Below are 17,896 nucleotides of genomic sequence, written 5' to 3'. Positions count from 1 at the left end.
CCGTCAGCCCTCAAAAATTACCGTGGCGCAGGCGTAACGCCGCTCATCCGCCAGGGTGACGTGGGTGGAGGTCACCCCAAGCTCAGCCGCCATCTCCGCCGCCCGCCCATGCAGAACCAGACCCGGCCGCCCGAGCGCATTGTTCACCACTTCGAACTGCTCAAACGCCAGCCCATTGCGGATGCCGGTGCCCAGCGCCTTGGCGGCCGCCTCCTTGACGGCGAAACGCTTCGCCAAAAAGCGGATCGGCTGCTGGTGCCGCTGGTAGAGCGCCCACTCATTGGCGCTCAGAATACGTTCCGCCAGCCGGTCGCCGCTGCGGGCCACCACCGCCTCAATGCGCGTGATCTCGACGATGTCGGTGCCCAGTCCCAGAATAGCCATTAGCGACGCGCTTCCTGCATTAGGGTTTTCATCTCGCGCACCGCGTCCGCCAGCCCGCTCATCACCGCACGGCCAATGATCGCGTGGCCAATGTTCAGCTCATGCATCTCGGCAATGGCGGCAATGGGCAGCACGTTGTGGTAGGTCAGGCCGTGGCCAGCGTTAACCTTCAGCCCCTTGCCAGCGGCGTAGGCCGCAGCGGTTTGGATGCGTGCCAGCTCGGCCTGCTGGGCCAGTGGCGACGGCGCATCGGCGTAGGCACCGGTGTGGATCTCAATGTAAGGCGCGCCCACCGCCACCGCTGCGTCAATCTGACGCGGGTCGGCGTCAATGAACAGCGACACCAAAATGCCAGCCTGCGTCAGGCGCTCTACCGCCACCGTCATTTTGTCCAGTTGGCCAGCCACGTCCAGCCCGCCCTCGGTGGTCACCTCCTCACGCTTCTCCGGCACCAGACAGCAGAAGTGCGGCTTCAGCTCGCAGGCGATATCCAGCATCTCGTCGGTCACCGCCATCTCCAGGTTCATGCGCGTCTGGATGGTCTGGCGCAGGATGCGCACATCGCGATCGGTAATGTGGCGGCGATCCTCACGCAGGTGGACGGTGATGCCATCCGCACCGGCCTGTTCGGAGACAAACGCCGCCTGGACGGGATCGGGGTACTGGGTGCCGCGGGCGTTACGCACCGTGGCGACGTGGTCGATATTCACACCAAGCAGTAGGTCAGCCATGACAAATCCTCGAAATAGGGGAAAGTGACGGCAGTGTACACCGAGAGCGGGGACGGAAGGAATCGGAGGACTAGCTGGTCGGCTCGTCTGGCGCGTTGGTGGGCGCATCAGGCGCGGCTTTCACGCTGAACTGGCGGAACAGCTCACGGCTCTTGAGCGGTTTGCCGCCCAGATAGGGTTTCAGCGCCATGCGGGTAAAGCGTTTGGCGGCGCGCAGGGTGTCGGCATCGGGGAAGTCGCGCTCGGCCAGCGCGCGCAACTGGCGGCCGGTAAAGCTGCGGTTGTCTACCACCAGACTGGCGATAAAGCCCTTCTCTTCGCGGTAGCGGTAGGTCATCTCATCACTGACTGGCTCACCGCTGCCGGCACAGTGCAGGAAATCGACGCCATAGCCAAGGTGCGCCAGCAATGCCAGCTCGAAACGGCGTAAAGCCAGTTCGGGCGAGCCTTGCCCAGCGGCCAGCGATTGGATGCAGTTGAGGTAATCGAAGAACAGGGTGGCGCAGTCGCTCTCGGCTTCCAGCACTCGCGCCAGCAGCTCGTTAACGTAGAAGCCGCTGTAGAGCATCAGGCCCGTGAGCGGCAGGGCGAGGGAGACGGGCTCGGCGTTGCGCAGGGTTTTGACCTCCCCGCGCCCGCCCCAGCGCACCAGCAGCGGGGTGAAGGGTTGCAGCGCCCCCTTCAGGTTGGAGCGGCGGCTGCGGGCGCCTTTGGCCAGCACCCGCACTCGACCGTGCCCCTCAGTGAACAGGTCCAGCATCAGGCTGGTTTCACTGTAGGGCCGCCCATGTAAAACAAACGCCCGCTGCCAGCCTTCCATCGGCGTGTGGCCTTAGAGGTCGTCGACGTAACCCAGGCTACGCAGCGCACGTTCGTCGTCTGCCCAGCCGGATTTCACTTTGACCCACAGCTCGAGGTGCACTTTCGCCTCGAACATCTCTTCCATGTCCTGACGTGCCTCAATGCCGATGGTTTTGATCTTGCTGCCTTTGTTGCCGATGACCATCTTCTTCTGGCCTTCGCGCTCCACCAGAATCAGGCCGTTGACGTCATAGCCGCCGCGCTCATTGGCGACAAAGCGCTCGATCTCGACCGTCACTGAATAGGGCAGCTCCTCGCCGAGGAAACGCATCAGTTTTTCACGGATGATCTCTGAGGCCATGAAGCGCTGTGAACGGTCAGTAATGTAGTCTTCCGGGAAGTGGTGGATCGCCTCAGGCAGGCGCTTGCGCACGATCTGGGCGATGGTGCCCACATTGGTGCCCTTCTCAGCGGAGATCGGCACCACGTCATGGAAGTTCATCTGCTCACTGAGGAACTGGATGTGCGGCAGCAGCTTGCTCTTGTCCGCCACGTTATCCACTTTGTTGATCGCCAGCACGACCGGGCACTTCAGGCCGCGCAGTTTCTGCACCACCATCTCGTCATCGGCGGTCCAGTTGGTGCCCTCGACCACAAAGATCACCAGTTCTACGTCGCCGATGGAGCTGCTGGCAGCACGGTTCATCAGGCGGTTGATGGCGCGCTTCTCTTCGATGTGCAGGCCGGGGGTGTCCACGTAGATCGCCTGATAGGGGCCTTCCGTATGGATGCCCATAATGCGGTGACGGGTGGTTTGGGGTTTCCGTGAGGTGATGGAGACTTTCTGTCCCAGCAACTGGTTGAGCAGCGTGGATTTCCCCACGTTCGGACGCCCAACGATCGCGGCAAATCCGCAATAGGTTTTCTCTTCGCTCATTCAAGCTCCAGCTTTTTCAGCGCTTGCTCCGCTGCCGCCTGTTCGGCTTTGCGGCGGCTCGATCCGGTGCCGACCACCGGCTCACTCAGACCGCTCACCTGGCAGTGGATGGTAAATTCTTGATCGTGCGCCTCACCGCGAACCTGTACGACCAGATAAGAAGGCAACGGCAGATGACGACCTTGTAAAAACTCCTGTAACCGGGTTTTCGGGTCCTTCTGCTTGTCACCGGGGCTGATTTCATCCAACCGGCTGCGATACCAGTTGAGAATCAAACGTTCGACGGTCTGGATATCGCTGTCCAGGAACACGCCACCAATCAGGGCTTCCACTGTATCTGCGAGGATGGATTCGCGGCGGAAACCACCACTTTTCAACTCACCCGGCCCAAGGCGCAGACACTCGCCCAGATCAAACTCACGCGCCATCTCGGCCAGCGTGTTACCGCGCACCAGCGTGGCGCGCATCCGGCTCATGTCCCCTTCGTCGACCTTCGGGAAGCGGTGATAAAGCGCATTGGCAATCACGAAACTGAGAATAGAGTCACCCAGAAACTCTAACCGTTCATTGTGTTTACTGCTGGCACTGCGATGAGTCAGCGCTTGCAGCAAGAGCTCCTGCTGTTGAAAAGTGTAGCCCAGCTTTCGCTGTAGCCTGTTTACTAAGATGGGGTTCATGAGTTACCAATAGATCAAGAATGCGTCAAAAACTTCAGCATACGGAACAGGCCTGTTTCGCCTAAAGCCAATCCAAAGCTGTTTCGTTTGCAGTGGCTCCCGAAGGGGAGCCAACTTTTATCGCTCAAACGGTTATTCTACAACGAGTAGCAGCATAATGCTGCGTTTATGGGACGGATTAATGGATCCCGCCGATGCGGCTCAGGCGCACACCGGTCGGCCATTCGCCGTCCTGCTTCTCAAAGCTCATCCAGATCGCCGTGGCTTTGCCCACCAGATTTTTCTCCGGCACAAAGCCCCAGTAGCGGCTGTCAGCGCTGTTGTCACGGTTGTCGCCCATCATGAAGTAGTGGCCGGCTGGCACCACCCAGACGCCGAGCGGTTGGCCCGGCTGACGGTAGTACATGCTCAGCTGATCCTGCGCGCCCGGCACGGCCAGGATATTGTGTGTCACATCACCCAGCGTCTCCTGGCGCAGACGCAGGCGGATACCGCCCTCTGGCACGCTGTCGCTCTGCGGGATCTCAAAGAAGCCGCTGCTGACTTCCGTGTTGCCGCTGCGTTCGCCAAAGGTCTGCACCAGATTGCTTGGCTCTGAGGCGCTGTAGGTGAGCGCCAACGCCGTGTCGCAGCGGCTGTCACTGCCACAGCTCGGCTGTACGGTCACCTGCTTGCTAATCGGATCGTAGCTGACGCGGTCGCCCGGCAGCCCCACCACGCGCTTGATGTAATCCACGCGTGGGTCACGCGGGTACTTGAACACCACAATGTCGCCGCGTTTCGGGTGGCCGGTGGGGATCAGGGTGCCCTGCGTGATCGGGTTTTTCAGGCCGTAGGCGAACTTCTCCACCACGATGAAATCCCCGATCAGCAGCGTCGGCATCATGGAACCAGACGGGATCTGAAACGGCTCAAAAATGAAGGAGCGCACCACAAACACGATGAACAGTACCGGGAACACCGAGGCGCAAGTCTCTACCCAGCCCGGCTGCTTGGTCACCTTTTTCAAGGTGTCGCCGTCGAGGTTGCCCGCTACCTGAGCGTTGGCCGCGGCCGCCTTGCGGCGGCGGGCCGGCGCCCAGACAAAACGGTCGAGGCACCAAATGATCCCTGTCAGCAGGGTGGCAATGGCCAACCCCAGTGCAAATATGTTAGCCATGCCAACTCCTTACCCTTTTATTTGCTGTCTTTGCCCACGTGCAGAATCGCCAGGAACGCCTCTTGCGGCAGTTCGACGTTGCCGACCTGCTTCATGCGTTTCTTACCCTCTTTCTGCTTCTGGAGCAGCTTTTTCTTACGGCTGACGTCGCCGCCATAGCATTTTGCCAGAACGTTTTTACGCAACTGTTTCACCGTCGAACGGGCGATGATGTGGTTGCCGATTGCCGCCTGAATGGCGATGTCAAACTGCTGGCGCGGGATCAGATCTTTCATCTTCTCCACCAGATCACGGCCACGGTACTGGGAGTTGTCACGGTGAGTGATCAGTGCCAGCGCATCCACGCGCTCGCTGTTGATCATCACGTCAACCCGCACCATGTCGGAGGTCTGGAAGCGCTTGAAGTTGTAATCCAGCGACGCATAACCGCGGGAAGTGGATTTCAGGCGGTCGAAGAAGTCGAGCACCACCTCGGCCATCGGGATCTCATAGGTCAGCGCCACCTGGTTGCCGTGGTAGACCATGTTGGTCTGCACGCCGCGCTTCTCAACGCAGAGGGTGATCACGTTGCCCAGATACTCCTGCGGCATCAGCATGTGGCACTCAGCGATCGGCTCACGCAGCTCCGCGATGTTGTTCAGCGGCGGCAGCTTGGAGGGGCTGTCAACGTAGACAGTTTCGCCGGAGGTGGTCTCCACCTCATACACCACGGTCGGTGCGGTGGTGATCAGATCCAGGTCATACTCGCGCTCCAGACGCTCCTGGATGATCTCCATGTGCAGCAGGCCGAGGAAGCCACAACGGAAGCCGAAGCCCAGCGCAGTGGAGCTCTCCGGCTCATAGAACAGCGAGGCGTCGTTCAGGCTAAGCTTGCCCAGCGCGTCACGGAAGGCTTCGTAATCATCAGAGCTGATCGGGAACAGGCCAGCGTAGACCTGCGGCTTCACTTTTTTGAAGCCCGGCAGCGCCTTGTCCGCCGGCTGGCGGGCCAGGGTCAGGGTATCGCCCACTGGCGCGCCCAGAATGTCTTTGATGGCGCACACCAACCAGCCCACTTCGCCACAGCTCAGCGCGTCGCGATCGACCTGTTTCGGCGTGAAGATGCCAAGGCGGTCAGCGTTGTAAGTCTGGCCGGTGCTCATCACCTTGATCTTGTCGCCCTTACGCAGGGTGCCGTTTTTGATACGGATCAGGGAGACGACACCCAGATAGTTATCGAACCAAGAGTCGATGATCAGCGCCTGCAACGGCGCGTCCGGGTCACCCTCGGGGGCCGGGATGTCACGCACCAGACGCTCCAGCACGTCAGGCACGCCGACGCCGGTCTTCGCCGAGCAGCGCACCGCATCCGCGGCGTCGATGCCAACGATGTCTTCAATCTCCTGCGCCGCGCGATCCGGATCAGCAGCCGGCAGGTCGATTTTGTTCAGGACCGGCACCACTTCCAGATCCATCTCAATCGCGGTGTAGCAGTTGGCCAGCGTTTGCGCTTCCACGCCCTGACCCGCGTCCACCACCAGCAGCGCACCCTCACAGGCGGCCAGCGAGCGGGAAACTTCATAGGAGAAGTCAACGTGCCCCGGCGTGTCGATGAAATTGAGCTGGTAGGTCTGGCCATCCTGCGCCTTGTAATCCAGCGTCACGCTCTGCGCCTTGATGGTAATGCCGCGCTCACGCTCCAGGTCCATGGAGTCCAACACCTGGGCCGCCATCTCACGGTCGGTCAGGCCGCCGCAAATCTGGATAATACGGTCGGACAGGGTCGACTTACCGTGGTCAATATGGGCAATAATGGAGAAATTTCGTATATGCTTCATTATAAAAGTTTTTCTGCCTTGGTATTTCTGAATCGCTCGCCTGTGGGCACACGCATGGACAAGAAGCGACGGTGAGTAGGTCGGCTCTGTTTCGCCTAAGTCGCAGCATTCTACATGTCAGGCCTGTGAAAACCTAGTCATCCGCCCTGCTATCTCTCAATTATGAACATCTTCGCGCAAAAGCGGCAGCAACCGGGGAAATAAGATGTGAGAAGGCGTGACAAAGGTTGACGCCAAAGGGAAATTATTTCATCCATGCGGATAAACCTGAGGCTGCCGCCTGCCCCCTGTCTCGGTGTATGCCCAGCCGCCAGTAAACGCTATTTAAGCCCGCCTGCTTCCCTTTTTCATTACAGGGCATCTGTCCATGCCGCCGCTATTTCCTTTCCTTTTCATTCCGTGGGCTGCCGGGGGTTTAGGATAATGCTCATTTACACATTTTGCCGGATTAGACTAGATAGAGTAGTTCCCCAGGAGGCGTGTCGATAATCATTTTAATATTTACCTTGGGGAAACTTTGATGTCTCATTTTATTCAGGTTACAAGGATACCCGTTATGATCGAGGAAGGACGGCTGCTGAGTCGCCACGGTTTCACCAAGACCAACTCGTGGATAACCATCGTCATTTCTGCATTGCTGATGCTGGCGGGCGCGATGCTGGTTCTGTTTTTATTGACGGCAAAACGGGCGGAGGACGATCGGGTTCACTTTACTCTTTTAGCTGGCATGGCCTGTATTCTGCTTGGGGTAACACTGCTCGTTTTACGGCAGTTAATTAAACCCAAGCAAACCTACGAACTGCATGAAAATGGTGTGCTGGTTATTAATCAGCACAACCAGAAAGATCACTTTATTCCCTTTGAGCGCATCTGTGATATTTACCGTTACCGCAGCGGAAATTATACCGGCAAAGTGATTAACGCGATGGCGTTTCGCACCGATATCTACAGCGCGTGGAATAAGATCTCGCCCCATGTGGCTGGCTCTGCCCGGCTGATTGAGGTGATCATTAACCAGCAGCTTACCCATCGCGGCGCAGCGGCGCTGACTATGCTGGCCAATGATGGCCATGTCAGCTTCTTCTACCTGCCGCGCAGCCGCAGCCTGCTGAAGCGGTTGCTGACCCGCAACTTCCTGATGATGAAGGAGAAGCAGCTGCGCCTGAGCGCCCTCTCCCTGAGCAGCGAGGATCAGGTGGTCTCGATTGACCAGGTGCACCGGGTGATCGCGGGCACGCCGACCCAACCGATTGAGCTATTGGATGCCCAGGATCGGGTACTATTTTCCATTCCCTATTTGTCGCTGTTCAGCGCCGAACTGTTCGTTGCGCTGCTGGAACATATGATCCAGAGCCGGATCCCGATTCAGGGCTAATAAGCAATGAGTCGACGCGCCCTAACGAAGCGGCGCGTGACAACAAGAGGACTAGGTGCGGAAGGCGGTGGGCGGCAGGCCAATTTGCAATACCACAGGCTGGTACTGGCTCTCTTCACCGCTGTGTTTCGCCAACCGGCGGGCAGTCAGGAACCCGGCCATGCCGCCGGCCACCGCACCCAGCAGGGCGAACAGGTCACTGTTGAGCCACATTTGCATCAAGCCCCCGCCCAGCAGCACGCCGACCAGCGGCGTCATGTAGACCAGTAGCGCGGAGCGCAGCAGGCTCCCTTCGGTGATGCCCAGCTCCACTTTCTGGCCCGGCTCCAGCGGTTGGTCAATGGCAACCTGCAAATGATGCTCCGGCTGGGGGCCGAGTTTATTGAGTGTGCGGGTTCCGCAACCCGTGCGCGCATTGCAGCTGCCGCAACCGGCTTGCGGATCACAGCGCAGCAACGCCATCCCATTTTCCCACGACACGACCGTGGCCCACTCTTTCATCATCGCGGTGACTCCTATTGCGCCCGGCTGAGCACAATGCTATCGGCAATACGTTTGGCGGTAGTGGGCGGCAATTCACCTACCACCGTAATCTCCTGCCCGGCGCGGATCTCCGTGTGCACCGTACGCCTCCCCTGCCGGACGAACTGCTCCGAGGTAGGGTTAGACGAGGTGCTGATATTCACGGAGAAACTGAACAATCCGTCCGAGTAGAGACGTGATTCTATCGGAACGGGCAGGCTTGGCAAAGTACGGCGGCTACGTGACACCTCGGTGACCCCGGCTGGTAGCCACTTCGGCTGCCAATTGAAGTCCACCTTTTCAGTGGCCGGAATGGCCAGCAGTGGCGGCAGGCTGGCCTTCGTCAGGCCACTCAACGCGTCCTCTACGCCCTCATTGGCAACAAACGAAATGACCCGGAACTGCTCCAGCGTCTCGCCGTCACGATCCAGCAGATCGGCCCGCAGCGGCAATTTGGTCTGCTCATCAATCCAGACGATATAGCTGTAACGGGTGCCATCACGCGCCACAATGCGCAGCACTTCACTGGGTCGGTCAGCAATGCGCGCCCTACCCACTGGAATGAAGTCATAGAATTTCGCCAGCTCGTTGAAATCCGCGAAGGCCAGCGCTGGCAACGCATCGACAATATGGTCGCCAGTCAGCGTAAAGGGTTCCAGCCCGGATTCGAAGTAGCTGATTTCATTGCCACGTTGCAGGATCTCCCGACGTGGGCCATCCATTTGCAGCAGTTGGGCGAGGGGTTGTTTGCCCAGCAAGACGTGGCGATAGCGTGAAGATTCTATCCCTTGCTTGCTGATGCTGATAAAGGCGATCTCGTAATCGAGTGTCTGGCTGGCGCTGTTCATCTGTTGCAACAACGCCCCGGACGCACTCTGCGCCGGGGCGATGGTGGGATAAACCAGGCTGCCTGTCAGCACACACACGGCAAACCAAAATTGCTTCATTACTGCGACTGCATTCCTAATGACTGGGTTCCTGGGACCTGAACAGCCGCTTGCTGCGGACTTGTGGTGTCCAACTGCAACTGGTCAGAATGCAAACGGCGCTGTAATTCGTAATCCTGCAAAATGGCATTGATACGCTTGCGCTGTTCCTGAAGCTGCTGCTGTTGGCCGCCGTTGGCTGCCGTGGCGTCACTGCTCGGCACGCCGAAGCTGACCGGCGAGGCCTTGCCGCCCATCATCGGCAGCGTGTTGAACACCGGGGTCTCCGGCGAGGCGCTGCCTTCAGGCTGATTGTAGTGCTGCACGCCGACGATGACCGCCAAGGAGACACAGGCCGCCACCCCGACTTGGGTAATCTGACTGGCCCAAGGGCGCACCTTGTGCCAGAACGGCATCTTCTGCCAGGTGTGCGGCTGTGGCTGTGCGTCAGGCACCGCCTGCGGGATGAGACGAACCGGCTCTTTCTCAATGGCAGCGGCCACTTGAGCGGCAATGTCGAAGTGCATTACTTCGCTGACATCGCCCCGCATGGTGTCACGGATGAGATGGTAACTCTGCCAGCGCGCCTGGAGAGCCTTGTCGTTTGATAACGCGTTTAACAACTCGGAATCAAGCGCTTCGCCATCCATCAGAGCTGAAAGCTGTTCTTTCTGCATGCCTTAGTACCCTTCCTGTGTCCGCCATCATTGACGCTGAATCAGCGGTTGGACTTTATTATCGATAGCTTCGCGCGCGCGGAAGATGCGCGATCGCACCGTCCCCACCGGGCACTCCATAATGGCAGCTATCTCTTCATAGCTCAGGCCATCCAGCTCTCGCAGGGTAATCGCCATGCGGAGATCTTCAGGGAGTGATTCGATCGTACGAAAAACTATCTGTCGTAACTCTTCAGACAACATTAGGTTCTCAGGGTTCGAAATTTCTTTCAACGCCCCGGCACTTTCGAAGTTCTCTGCCTCGTTGGCATCAACGTCGCTGGCCGGCGGGCGGCGCCCCTGAGCTACCAGGTAATTCTTGGCCGTGTTGACGGCGATACGATATAACCAAGTATAGAAGGCGCTGTCGCCGCGGAAGGATTCCAGCGCACGATAGGCCTTAATAAAGGACTCCTGCACCACATCAGGCACGTCGCCCTGTGGCACATAGCGGGAAACGAGGCTCGCCACTTTATGCTGGTAACGGATTACCAGTAAGTTAAACGATTTTTGATCTCCCTTCTGGACCCGCTCAACCAGAACCTGATCCGTAAACTGCTCGCTCATCCGAGGTAAAGTCTCCCCAAACCTGTCTCCACGCATAAAATAGTACTGCCAGTCATGTTCTTTTTTCCTGAGCAAGCACCTGCTTGGAGTTTACACGGTACATAGAGTTCCGTCGCGCTTATGATTTTTCTGTCGGCCGGCATGTCAGCGCCGCTGAATCAACAGGCTACCACGTTTTGTGCACTTTCTCTGCATCACCGCACCATTGCGCGGCGAGCATGGCATCAATAAAAAAGGTAGAAGTCAGTGATCAGCTGGCGGAAGGCGTTGCTGTAGTGCCCGTCGGTATCCCGCAGCGGCATCTCCCCTAGCTGGGGCGCGGCCGGCTGGCGCACCAGCGTCAACAGAACACGGTGCAGCGGCTTGCCCGGCCGGTCGCGCAGCGCCAGTCGCTGGGCGAGGTGCCAGCCCGCTGCGGCAGCGCGGGTGACGAAACGCTCGCCAATCTCATAGGGCAGCACCACACAGAAGCGCCCGCCCTCCTGCAGCAGGGCCGCGGCACAGGCCAGCAGCGCCTCATGGCTGAGGGTATCGGTGTAACGTGCCTGAGTACGAGCGGCATCACGGCAGGCGACCGCCGGCTCAAAATAGGGCGGATTGCTGACAATCAGGTCATAGCGCGCGGAAGCGTTCGCCGTGACTTCATGGATATCTGTTGCCAGTACCCGGATACGATCGGCCCAGGGTGAGGCCGCCGCGTTCTCCTGTGCCTGCGCGGCGGCGTCCGGGTCCAGTTCCACCGCCTCAATCTGGCAGGTGGCCGACGTCCGCTGTGCCAGCATCAGGGCGATCAGCCCGCTGCCGGTGCCGATATCCAGGATGCGGCGGGCCTCTTCCACCGGTGCCCAGGCACCGAGCAGCACGCCATCGGTGCCGACTTTCATCGCGCAGCGGTCATGGGCGACAAAAAATTGTTTGAAGGTAAAGCCATTACGGCGCAGCGTAGGTGCAGGGGTCGGTTCGGTAGTCACGGGCTTTTCCAGGTCATCTCATGGGGTGCGGCGGCAGGCGCGGCACGACAAATCGGGCGTAGCATAGGATAATCAATGAGTGAGTAAAAGCGACGGTAGCGGCTTAAATAGATGAAGAATGCGTCTAACCCGTCTATAATCGGCGCCCCACGTAGAGGTAGACCATGACTGTAACCACTTTTTCCGAACTCGAACTAGACGAAAGCCTGCTCGACGCGCTGCGCGACAAGGGCTATGACCGGCCCACCGCCATCCAGGCTGAGGCGATCCCGCCCGCGATGGAAGGCCGTGACGTTCTGGGTTCGGCACCCACCGGCACCGGCAAAACCGCCGCTTTCTTGCTGCCGGTGATGCAGCACCTGCTGGATTTCCCGCGCCATAAATCTGGCCCGCCGCGCATCCTGATCCTGACGCCTACCCGCGAACTGGCGATGCAGGTTGCCGATCAGGCGCGCGAACTGGCGAAACACACCCACCTGGATATCGCCACCATCACTGGCGGCGTGGCCTATATGAACCACGCTGAGGTATTCAGCGAAAACCAGGACATCGTGGTCGCCACCACCGGCCGCCTGTTGCAGTACATCAAAGAAGAGAACTTTGACTGCCGCGCCGTCGAAACGCTGATCCTCGATGAAGCCGACCGGATGCTGGACATGGGCTTCGCTCAGGACATCGAAACCATCGCCGGCGAAACCCGCTGGAGAAAGCAGACCATGCTGTTCTCCGCCACGCTGGAAGGCGAGGCAATCCGTGACTTCGCCGAGCGCCTGTTGCAAGAGCCGGTCGAGGTGGAGGCCGATCCCTCCCGCCGCGAGCGCAAAAAGATCCAGCAGTGGTACTACCGTGCCGATGACCTGCAACATAAGACCGCCCTGCTCGTTCACCTGTTGAAACAGCCGGATGTGCAGAAGTCGATCATCTTCGTGCGTAAGCGCGAGCGGGTGCATGAGATGGTCTCCTGGCTGCGTGAGGCGGGTATCAACTCCTGCTACCTTGAGGGTGAGATGGTGCAGGCCAAGCGCAATGAGGCCGTCAAACGCATGACCGATGGCCGCGTCAATGTGCTGGTCGCCACCGATGTGGCGGCGCGTGGATTGGATATCAACGATATCACCCACGTCTTCAACTTTGACCTGCCGCGCACCGCTGACATCTACCTGCACCGCATTGGCCGTACTGGCCGCGCGGGCCGCAAGGGGTGCGCGATCTCACTGGTAGAGGCGCATGACCACCTGCTGCTGGGTAAAATCGGCCGTTACCTGAATGAGCCGCTGAAGCCGCGCGTCATTGACGAGCTGCGCCCCACCAGCAAGCTGCCAAGCGAGAAGAGCAATGGCAAGCCCTCCAAAAAGGTGCTCGCCAAACGTGCTGCCGAGAAAAAAGACAAGCCGAAGGCCAAGGTCAAGGTACGCCAGCGCGACGCCAAAAACGTCGGCAAGCGCCGCCAGCCGAAAGCGGAAGCCGGCGAGCAGAAGTAATGCGTGGGAAATAAACAGGGGAGCCGAGGCTCCCCTTTTTTCTGCCTGCTTACAGGCTTTCGGTAAAGGTGCGGGCTATGACGTCGCGCTGCTGTTCCGGTGTCAGGGAGTTGAAACGCACCGCATAGCCAGAGACTCGGATGGTCAGTTGCGGGTACTTCTCCGGGTGCTCCACCGCATCAAGCAGCGTTTCACGGCGCAGTACGTTGACGTTGAGGTGCTGGCCGCCCTCGACACGCACGCTGGGCTGCACATCCACCGGCACCTCGCGATACTCTACTTCGCCCAGATCGGCCAGTGCCACTACCTGATCCTCTTCAAACTCCGCCTTGGCGCACAGGCAACGCACTTGCGCCTGTTCGCTATCCAGCAGCCAGAATGAGTTGACCAGCGCCGGGTTGGCGGCTTGGGTAATTTGGATACCTGTAATCATGATTGCCTCAAGAGAGCAGCGGTCAGGCTGCCCGAACAATGTCATCGATGACGGTGGTCTCTCGGCACACCGCACGCCTGTTCCCTGTATACCAGCCTAAAAAGTGGCAATCCTTGATTGAAATCAATAAATTCGGGCTAGCGCAGCAGGCTGGAAAACCAACTTTTTGTTTTTTATCAAATTAGCCCGCACGGCCATTCCTGATTTTTTTGTAAATTATCAACTTTTTTTGAAATGCCTAAGCGTCCTAATAGCAGGCGTTTTACTGGTAAGCGGATGCAGGTACTCTATAGTCATCAGAATATCTGCAAAAACAAAGGAGAGCGCGGATGCCGACTTCACCTACCTGGCATGATGTGATTGGTCAGGAAAAAGAGCAGCCTTACTTTCAGGAAACCCTGGCGTTTGTCGCCGCAGAGCGGGCGGTGGGCAAAACGGTTTACCCACCGCAAAAAGATGTGTTCAACGCCTTTCGCTTCACTGAGCTAAGTGACGTGCGGGTGGTGATCCTCGGGCAGGATCCTTACCACGGGCCGAATCAGGCGCACGGTCTGGCCTTCTCCGTACGCCCCGGCGTGCAGGTGCCGCCCTCGCTGGTCAATATTTATAAGGAGCTGGAGAGCGACATCCCCGGCTTCGTACGACCAGAGCATGGCTGCCTACAGAGTTGGGCGGAACAGGGGGTGATGTTGCTGAATACAGTGCTGACTGTGGAGCGCGGGCAAGCACACTCCCATGCGCGGCTAGGTTGGGAAACCTTTACCGACAAGGTGATCGGTGCAATCAACGAGCATCGCGAGGGCGTGGTGTTCCTGCTGTGGGGTTCCCATGCGCAGAAGAAAGGGAGCTTTATTGATACCCAGCGCCACCATGTGCTGAAGGCGCCGCACCCCTCCCCGCTCTCTGCACACCGCGGGTTCCTGGGCTGCCGCCACTTCTCGCAGACCAACGCCTTGCTGGAGCAGCAAGGGCTGCCAGCGATTGACTGGACGCCGGTTCTGCCGAAAGAGCTATAACGCTCAGGCAGAAAAAGGCACCCTTGGGTGCCTTTTTTGCGCTTACGCCTTGGCTTTGGAGACGGCCACCATCGCCGGGCGCAACAGGCGACCGTTGAGGGTGTAGCCCTTCTGCATGACCATCATGACGTGGTTCGGCTCGTGCTCCGCGGACTCCATCAGGGTCATCGCCTGATGCACTTCCGGGTTGAACGGCACATGGGTCTCACCCACCACTTCAATGCCAAATTTGCGTACCGCATCCAGCAGCGATTTCAGGGTCAGTTCAATGCCCTCAATCATGGACGCCAGTTCGGTGTTGGATTTGTCCGCCAGATCCAGCGCACGCTCCAGGTTGTCGATCACCGGCAGCAACTCGCCAGAGAACTTCTCCAGGGCGAATTTATGCGCCTTCTCCACATCCATCTCGGTGCGGCGACGGAGGTTTTCCACTTCCGCCTTGGCGCGCAGCAGGCTTTCACGCTCGCGTTGCTGAGCATCTTTCAACTGCGCTTCCAGCTCAGCAATACGGGCGTCTCGCGGATCGACATCGTTTGCCGTTTCGGCTCCAGCTTCCGCGTGCAGTTGGTCTTTTTCCATTTCGTCCGAGACTTGCTCGTTTGCTGTGTTCTGTTCTTTACTACTCATGAAATTCTCCGCGTTTTAGCATTACACTTGCTAGTTCGCTTATTATGGGGATCAAAACCGGGGTTTCAAGGGAACCGGTCAGAATGTGTGGGACAGCCCCCGCACTGAGGACAAGCGAGACAATGAGTAAGAAATTTAAGCGTATCGGCATCGTGGGCCACCCACGCCACCCTTCGGCCCTGGCCACACATGAGATGCTGTACCACTGGCTGCGGGGAAAGGGCTATGACGTCATCCTCGAGCGGCTGGTGGCGGAAGAGCTGAAGCTGGCGGATGCCCCCACCGGCACCCTGGCGGAGATCGGCCAGCAGGCCGATCTGGCGGTGGTAGTAGGCGGCGATGGCAACATGCTTGGCGCGGCACGGGTGCTGGCGCGCTATGACATCAAGGTGATTGGCGTTAACCGCGGCAATCTGGGCTTTCTTACCGACCTGGACCCGGACAATGCCCAGCAGCAGCTGGCCGATGTGCTGGAGGGCGAGTACCTCGACGAGCAGCGTTTCCTGCTGGAGGCGCAGGTGAAGCGCGGCAATGAGCAGTGCCGGCTTGGCACCGCCATCAACGAAGTGGTGCTGCACCCCGGCAAAGTGGCGCACATGATTGAGTTTGAGGTCTATATCGACGATCGCTTTGCCTTCTCGCAGCGCTCCGATGGCCTGATCATCTCGACGCCCACCGGCTCCACCGCCTATTCCCTCTCCGGTGGCGGCCCGATCCTGACGCCGACGCTGGATGCCATCGCGCTGGTGCCGATGTTCCCGCATACGCTTTCGGCGCGGCCGCTGGTGATCAACAGCAGCAGCACCATCCGCCTGCGCTTTTCCCAGATCAGCAGTGACCTGGAGATCAGCTGTGACAGCCAAATTGCCCTACCGATTCAGGAGGGAGAAGAGGTGGTCATTCGCCGCAGCGCCTTCCACCTAAACCTGATCCACCCCAAGGATTACAGTTATTTCAATACATTAAGCACTAAGTTGGGCTGGTCAAAAAAATTGTTCTGAAAAACGTGCTGCCCCACTTTACTGGCGATGATTCCCGTTTATACTGTACGCAATTACAGTTCTGTGGTTATGTACAGGAAGGTGGCTATGCTGGCTCAACTCACTATCAGTAACTTTGCAATCGTCCGTGAGCTGGACATTGATTTTCAGGCAGGGATGACCGCCATCACCGGTGAAACCGGCGCGGGCAAATCGATTGCAATTGATGCACTGGGCCTCTGCCTGGGCAATCGCGCTGATGGCAGCATGGTACGTAATGGGGCAAACCGCGCCGATCTCTGCGCCCGCTTTGCCCTTTCAGATACCCCTTCCGCCCGCGAATGGCTGGCGCAAAACCAGCTCGATGAGGGCAATGAGTGCCTGCTGCGCCGCACCATCGGCGCGGATGGCCGCTCCCGCGGGTTTATCAACGGCACACCGGTGCCCCTCTCCCAGCTGCGCGAATTGGGCCAGCACCTGATTCAGATCCACGGCCAGCACGCTCACCAACTGCTGCTGCGTCCGGAGCACCAGAAATCGCTGCTTGATGCCTATGCCGATGAGCCGCAACTGCTGGCTGCCATGCGTGGTGCCTATCAGGCATGGCACCAAAGCTGCCGCGAACTGGCACAGCATCAACAGTTGATGAGTGAGCGCGAGTCTCGTCGCCAGTTGTTGCACTACCAGCTAAAAGAGTTGAATGAGTTCTCACCGGTCGCCGGTGAGTACGAGCAAATCGACAGCGAGTATAAGCGTCTGGCCAACAGCGGCCAGTTACTCTCCCTCAGCCAACAGGCGCTCTATCTGCTGGCCGATGGTGATGACCAGAACATCCTGAGCCAACTCTACACGGCAAAAAATCAGCTGGGTGAACTGGCGGAGCTGGATGAGAAGATGGGTGAATTGCTGGCAATGCTGGAAGAGGCATCTATCCAGATCAGTGAGGCAAGTGACGAGCTGCGTCACTATAGCCAGCGTCTGGATCTCGATCCGAACCGTCTGTATGAGTTGGAGCAGCGCCTCTCGCGCCAGCTTTCCCTCTCACGTAAACATCGTGTGTCGCCGGAAGAGCTGCCGGTGCTCTACCAGCAACTGCTGGACGAACAGCAAGCGCTGGAAGATCAGGAGAGCAGCCAGGCGGAGCTTAGCGAGGCGGTGGCCCACCACCATCAAAAAGCCACGGCGATTGCTGGCCAGCTGAGCCAGAAGCGTCGTGAATACGCGGATGAATTGACGACCCTGATTACCCAGAGTATGCAGGCGCTCTCCATGCCGCACGGCAAATTCAATATCGAGATTGCTTTCAACCCGGATCACCTGAGTGCCGAGGGTGCCGATCATATCGAGTTCCAGGTCACTACCAACCCCGGCCAGCCCATGCAGGCATTGGCGAAAGTGGCGTCTGGCGGTGAACTGTCGCGTATTGCTCTGGCCATTCAGGTCATTACAGCCCGCAAAATGGATACGCCTGCACTGATCTTCGATGAGGTGGACGTAGGCATCAGCGGCCCAACGGCGGCCATCGTTGGCAAGCTGTTGCGCCAGTTAGGTGAGTCCGCTCAAGTGATGTGCGTTACCCACCTGCCGCAGGTGGCGGGCTGTGGCCATCAGCACTACTTTGTCAGTAAGCAAACCGATGGTGAAGTTACAGAGACCACGATGGTACGCCTCGACAAGCGCGCACGGCTGCAAGAGTTGGCTCGCCTGCTGGGTGGCAGTGAAGTGACGCGCAACACGCTGGCGAACGCCAAAGAGCTGCTGGCTGCTTAGAAATAC

19 protein-coding genes are annotated in these 17,896 nt (G+C 58.7%); 5 read left to right on the top strand and 14 right to left on the bottom strand.

Features of this window, described 5'->3' with window-relative positions; genetic code table 11:
* Positions 1 to 3 precede the first annotated feature (3 nt).
* From acpS to lepA, 7 genes are all read right to left on the bottom strand, one after another.
* On the bottom strand, positions 4 to 384 hold the full coding sequence (gene acpS / locus ACK3SD_RS04045) for a holo-ACP synthase (protein ID WP_137762374.1): 381 nt from the start codon (positions 382 to 384) through the stop codon (positions 4 to 6).
* Positions 384 to 1,115 carry a pyridoxine 5'-phosphate synthase gene (gene pdxJ, locus ACK3SD_RS04040; RefSeq protein ID WP_137762373.1) on the bottom strand — a complete coding sequence of 244 codons (732 nt, stop codon included), beginning with the start codon at positions 1,113 to 1,115 and terminating at the stop codon, positions 384 to 386. The genes acpS and pdxJ overlap by 1 nt, the downstream gene beginning before the upstream one ends.
* A gap of 70 nt (positions 1,116 to 1,185) precedes the next feature.
* Entirely contained in the window at positions 1,186 to 1,935 is a 750-nt protein-coding gene (recO, locus tag ACK3SD_RS04035; protein ID WP_481126845.1) for a DNA repair protein RecO, read from the bottom strand.
* 12 nt (positions 1,936 to 1,947) lie between these two features.
* Positions 1,948 to 2,853, bottom strand: a complete 906-nt coding sequence (gene era, locus ACK3SD_RS04030; protein WP_481126844.1) for a GTPase Era — start codon at positions 2,851 to 2,853, stop codon at positions 1,948 to 1,950.
* Positions 2,850 to 3,530, bottom strand: coding sequence for a ribonuclease III (gene rnc / locus ACK3SD_RS04025; RefSeq protein WP_137762370.1), 681 nt, complete (start codon positions 3,528 to 3,530; stop codon positions 2,850 to 2,852). The genes era and rnc overlap by 4 nt, the downstream gene beginning before the upstream one ends.
* A 178-nt stretch (positions 3,531 to 3,708) precedes the next feature.
* Positions 3,709 to 4,689 carry a signal peptidase I gene (gene lepB / locus ACK3SD_RS04020; protein ID WP_481126843.1) on the bottom strand — a complete coding sequence of 327 codons (981 nt, stop codon included), beginning with the start codon at positions 4,687 to 4,689 and terminating at the stop codon, positions 3,709 to 3,711.
* 17 nt (positions 4,690 to 4,706) lie between these two features.
* The gene (lepA, locus tag ACK3SD_RS04015; protein ID WP_481126842.1) at positions 4,707 to 6,506 is read right to left on the bottom strand and encodes a translation elongation factor 4; all 1,800 of its coding nucleotides are present in this window, start codon (positions 6,504 to 6,506) and stop codon (positions 4,707 to 4,709) included.
* Between the two features lie 556 nt (positions 6,507 to 7,062).
* On the opposite strand from lepA, the gene ACK3SD_RS04010 reads away from it, so the two are divergent.
* Positions 7,063 to 7,881, top strand: a complete 819-nt coding sequence (locus ACK3SD_RS04010) for a hypothetical protein (RefSeq protein WP_481126841.1) — start codon at positions 7,063 to 7,065, stop codon at positions 7,879 to 7,881.
* Between the two features lie 51 nt (positions 7,882 to 7,932).
* Here ACK3SD_RS04010 and rseC read toward each other — a convergent pair whose 3' ends face one another.
* The 5 genes from rseC to trmN all read right to left on the bottom strand — a co-directional run bounded on the left by rseC (position 7,933) and on the right by trmN (position 11,583).
* Positions 7,933 to 8,385 carry a SoxR-reducing system protein RseC gene (gene rseC, locus ACK3SD_RS04005; RefSeq protein WP_481126840.1) on the bottom strand — a complete coding sequence of 151 codons (453 nt, stop codon included), beginning with the start codon at positions 8,383 to 8,385 and terminating at the stop codon, positions 7,933 to 7,935.
* 11 nt (positions 8,386 to 8,396) lie between these two features.
* Complete coding sequence (gene rseB / locus ACK3SD_RS04000; RefSeq protein WP_481126839.1) at positions 8,397 to 9,350, bottom strand: sigma-E factor regulatory protein RseB; 954 nt, start codon at positions 9,348 to 9,350, stop codon at positions 8,397 to 8,399.
* Positions 9,350 to 10,006 carry an anti-sigma-E factor RseA gene (gene rseA / locus ACK3SD_RS03995; protein ID WP_481126838.1) on the bottom strand — a complete coding sequence of 219 codons (657 nt, stop codon included), beginning with the start codon at positions 10,004 to 10,006 and terminating at the stop codon, positions 9,350 to 9,352. Before rseA ends, rseB begins: the two co-directional genes overlap by 1 nt.
* Positions 10,007 to 10,033: 27 nt before the next feature.
* Positions 10,034 to 10,612, bottom strand: coding sequence for an RNA polymerase sigma factor RpoE (gene rpoE / locus ACK3SD_RS03990; RefSeq protein ID WP_137762363.1), 579 nt, complete (start codon positions 10,610 to 10,612; stop codon positions 10,034 to 10,036).
* 224 nt (positions 10,613 to 10,836) lie between these two features.
* Positions 10,837 to 11,583, bottom strand: a complete 747-nt coding sequence (trmN, locus tag ACK3SD_RS03985; RefSeq protein WP_481126837.1) for a tRNA(1)(Val) (adenine(37)-N(6))-methyltransferase TrmN — start codon at positions 11,581 to 11,583, stop codon at positions 10,837 to 10,839.
* Positions 11,584 to 11,747: 164 nt separating this feature from the next.
* On the opposite strand from trmN, the gene srmB reads away from it, so the two are divergent.
* Positions 11,748 to 13,064, top strand: a complete 1,317-nt coding sequence (srmB, locus tag ACK3SD_RS03980; protein WP_481126836.1) for an ATP-dependent RNA helicase SrmB — start codon at positions 11,748 to 11,750, stop codon at positions 13,062 to 13,064.
* Positions 13,065 to 13,113: 49 nt separating this feature from the next.
* On the opposite strand, the gene grcA is transcribed toward srmB, so the two are convergent.
* Entirely contained in the window at positions 13,114 to 13,497 is a 384-nt protein-coding gene (gene grcA, locus ACK3SD_RS03975) for an autonomous glycyl radical cofactor GrcA (RefSeq protein WP_481126835.1), read from the bottom strand.
* A gap of 329 nt (positions 13,498 to 13,826) precedes the next feature.
* Between grcA and ung the strand changes: the two genes are divergently transcribed.
* Positions 13,827 to 14,513 carry a uracil-DNA glycosylase gene (ung, locus tag ACK3SD_RS03970; protein WP_481126834.1) on the top strand — a complete coding sequence of 229 codons (687 nt, stop codon included), beginning with the start codon at positions 13,827 to 13,829 and terminating at the stop codon, positions 14,511 to 14,513.
* A 42-nt stretch (positions 14,514 to 14,555) separates the two neighbouring features.
* Here ung and grpE read toward each other — a convergent pair whose 3' ends face one another.
* Complete coding sequence (gene grpE / locus ACK3SD_RS03965) at positions 14,556 to 15,140, bottom strand: nucleotide exchange factor GrpE (RefSeq protein WP_137762359.1); 585 nt, start codon at positions 15,138 to 15,140, stop codon at positions 14,556 to 14,558.
* A gap of 122 nt (positions 15,141 to 15,262) precedes the next feature.
* Here grpE and nadK point away from each other — a divergent pair, with 122 nt between their 5' ends.
* Together nadK and recN are read left to right on the top strand one after the other, a co-directional pair.
* On the top strand, positions 15,263 to 16,141 hold the full coding sequence (nadK, locus tag ACK3SD_RS03960) for an NAD(+) kinase (RefSeq protein ID WP_137762358.1): 879 nt from the start codon (positions 15,263 to 15,265) through the stop codon (positions 16,139 to 16,141).
* Positions 16,142 to 16,228: 87 nt separating this feature from the next.
* Positions 16,229 to 17,890: a DNA repair protein RecN gene (recN, locus tag ACK3SD_RS03955; RefSeq protein WP_168195801.1), complete on the top strand. Its 1,662-nt coding sequence runs from the start codon at positions 16,229 to 16,231 to the stop codon at positions 17,888 to 17,890.
* The last annotated feature ends 6 nt before the right edge of the window (positions 17,891 to 17,896 follow it).

This window comes from Chimaeribacter sp. YP20170169 (assembly GCF_056739715.1).
This window is presented reverse-complemented; position numbering and strand designations above follow the sequence as displayed.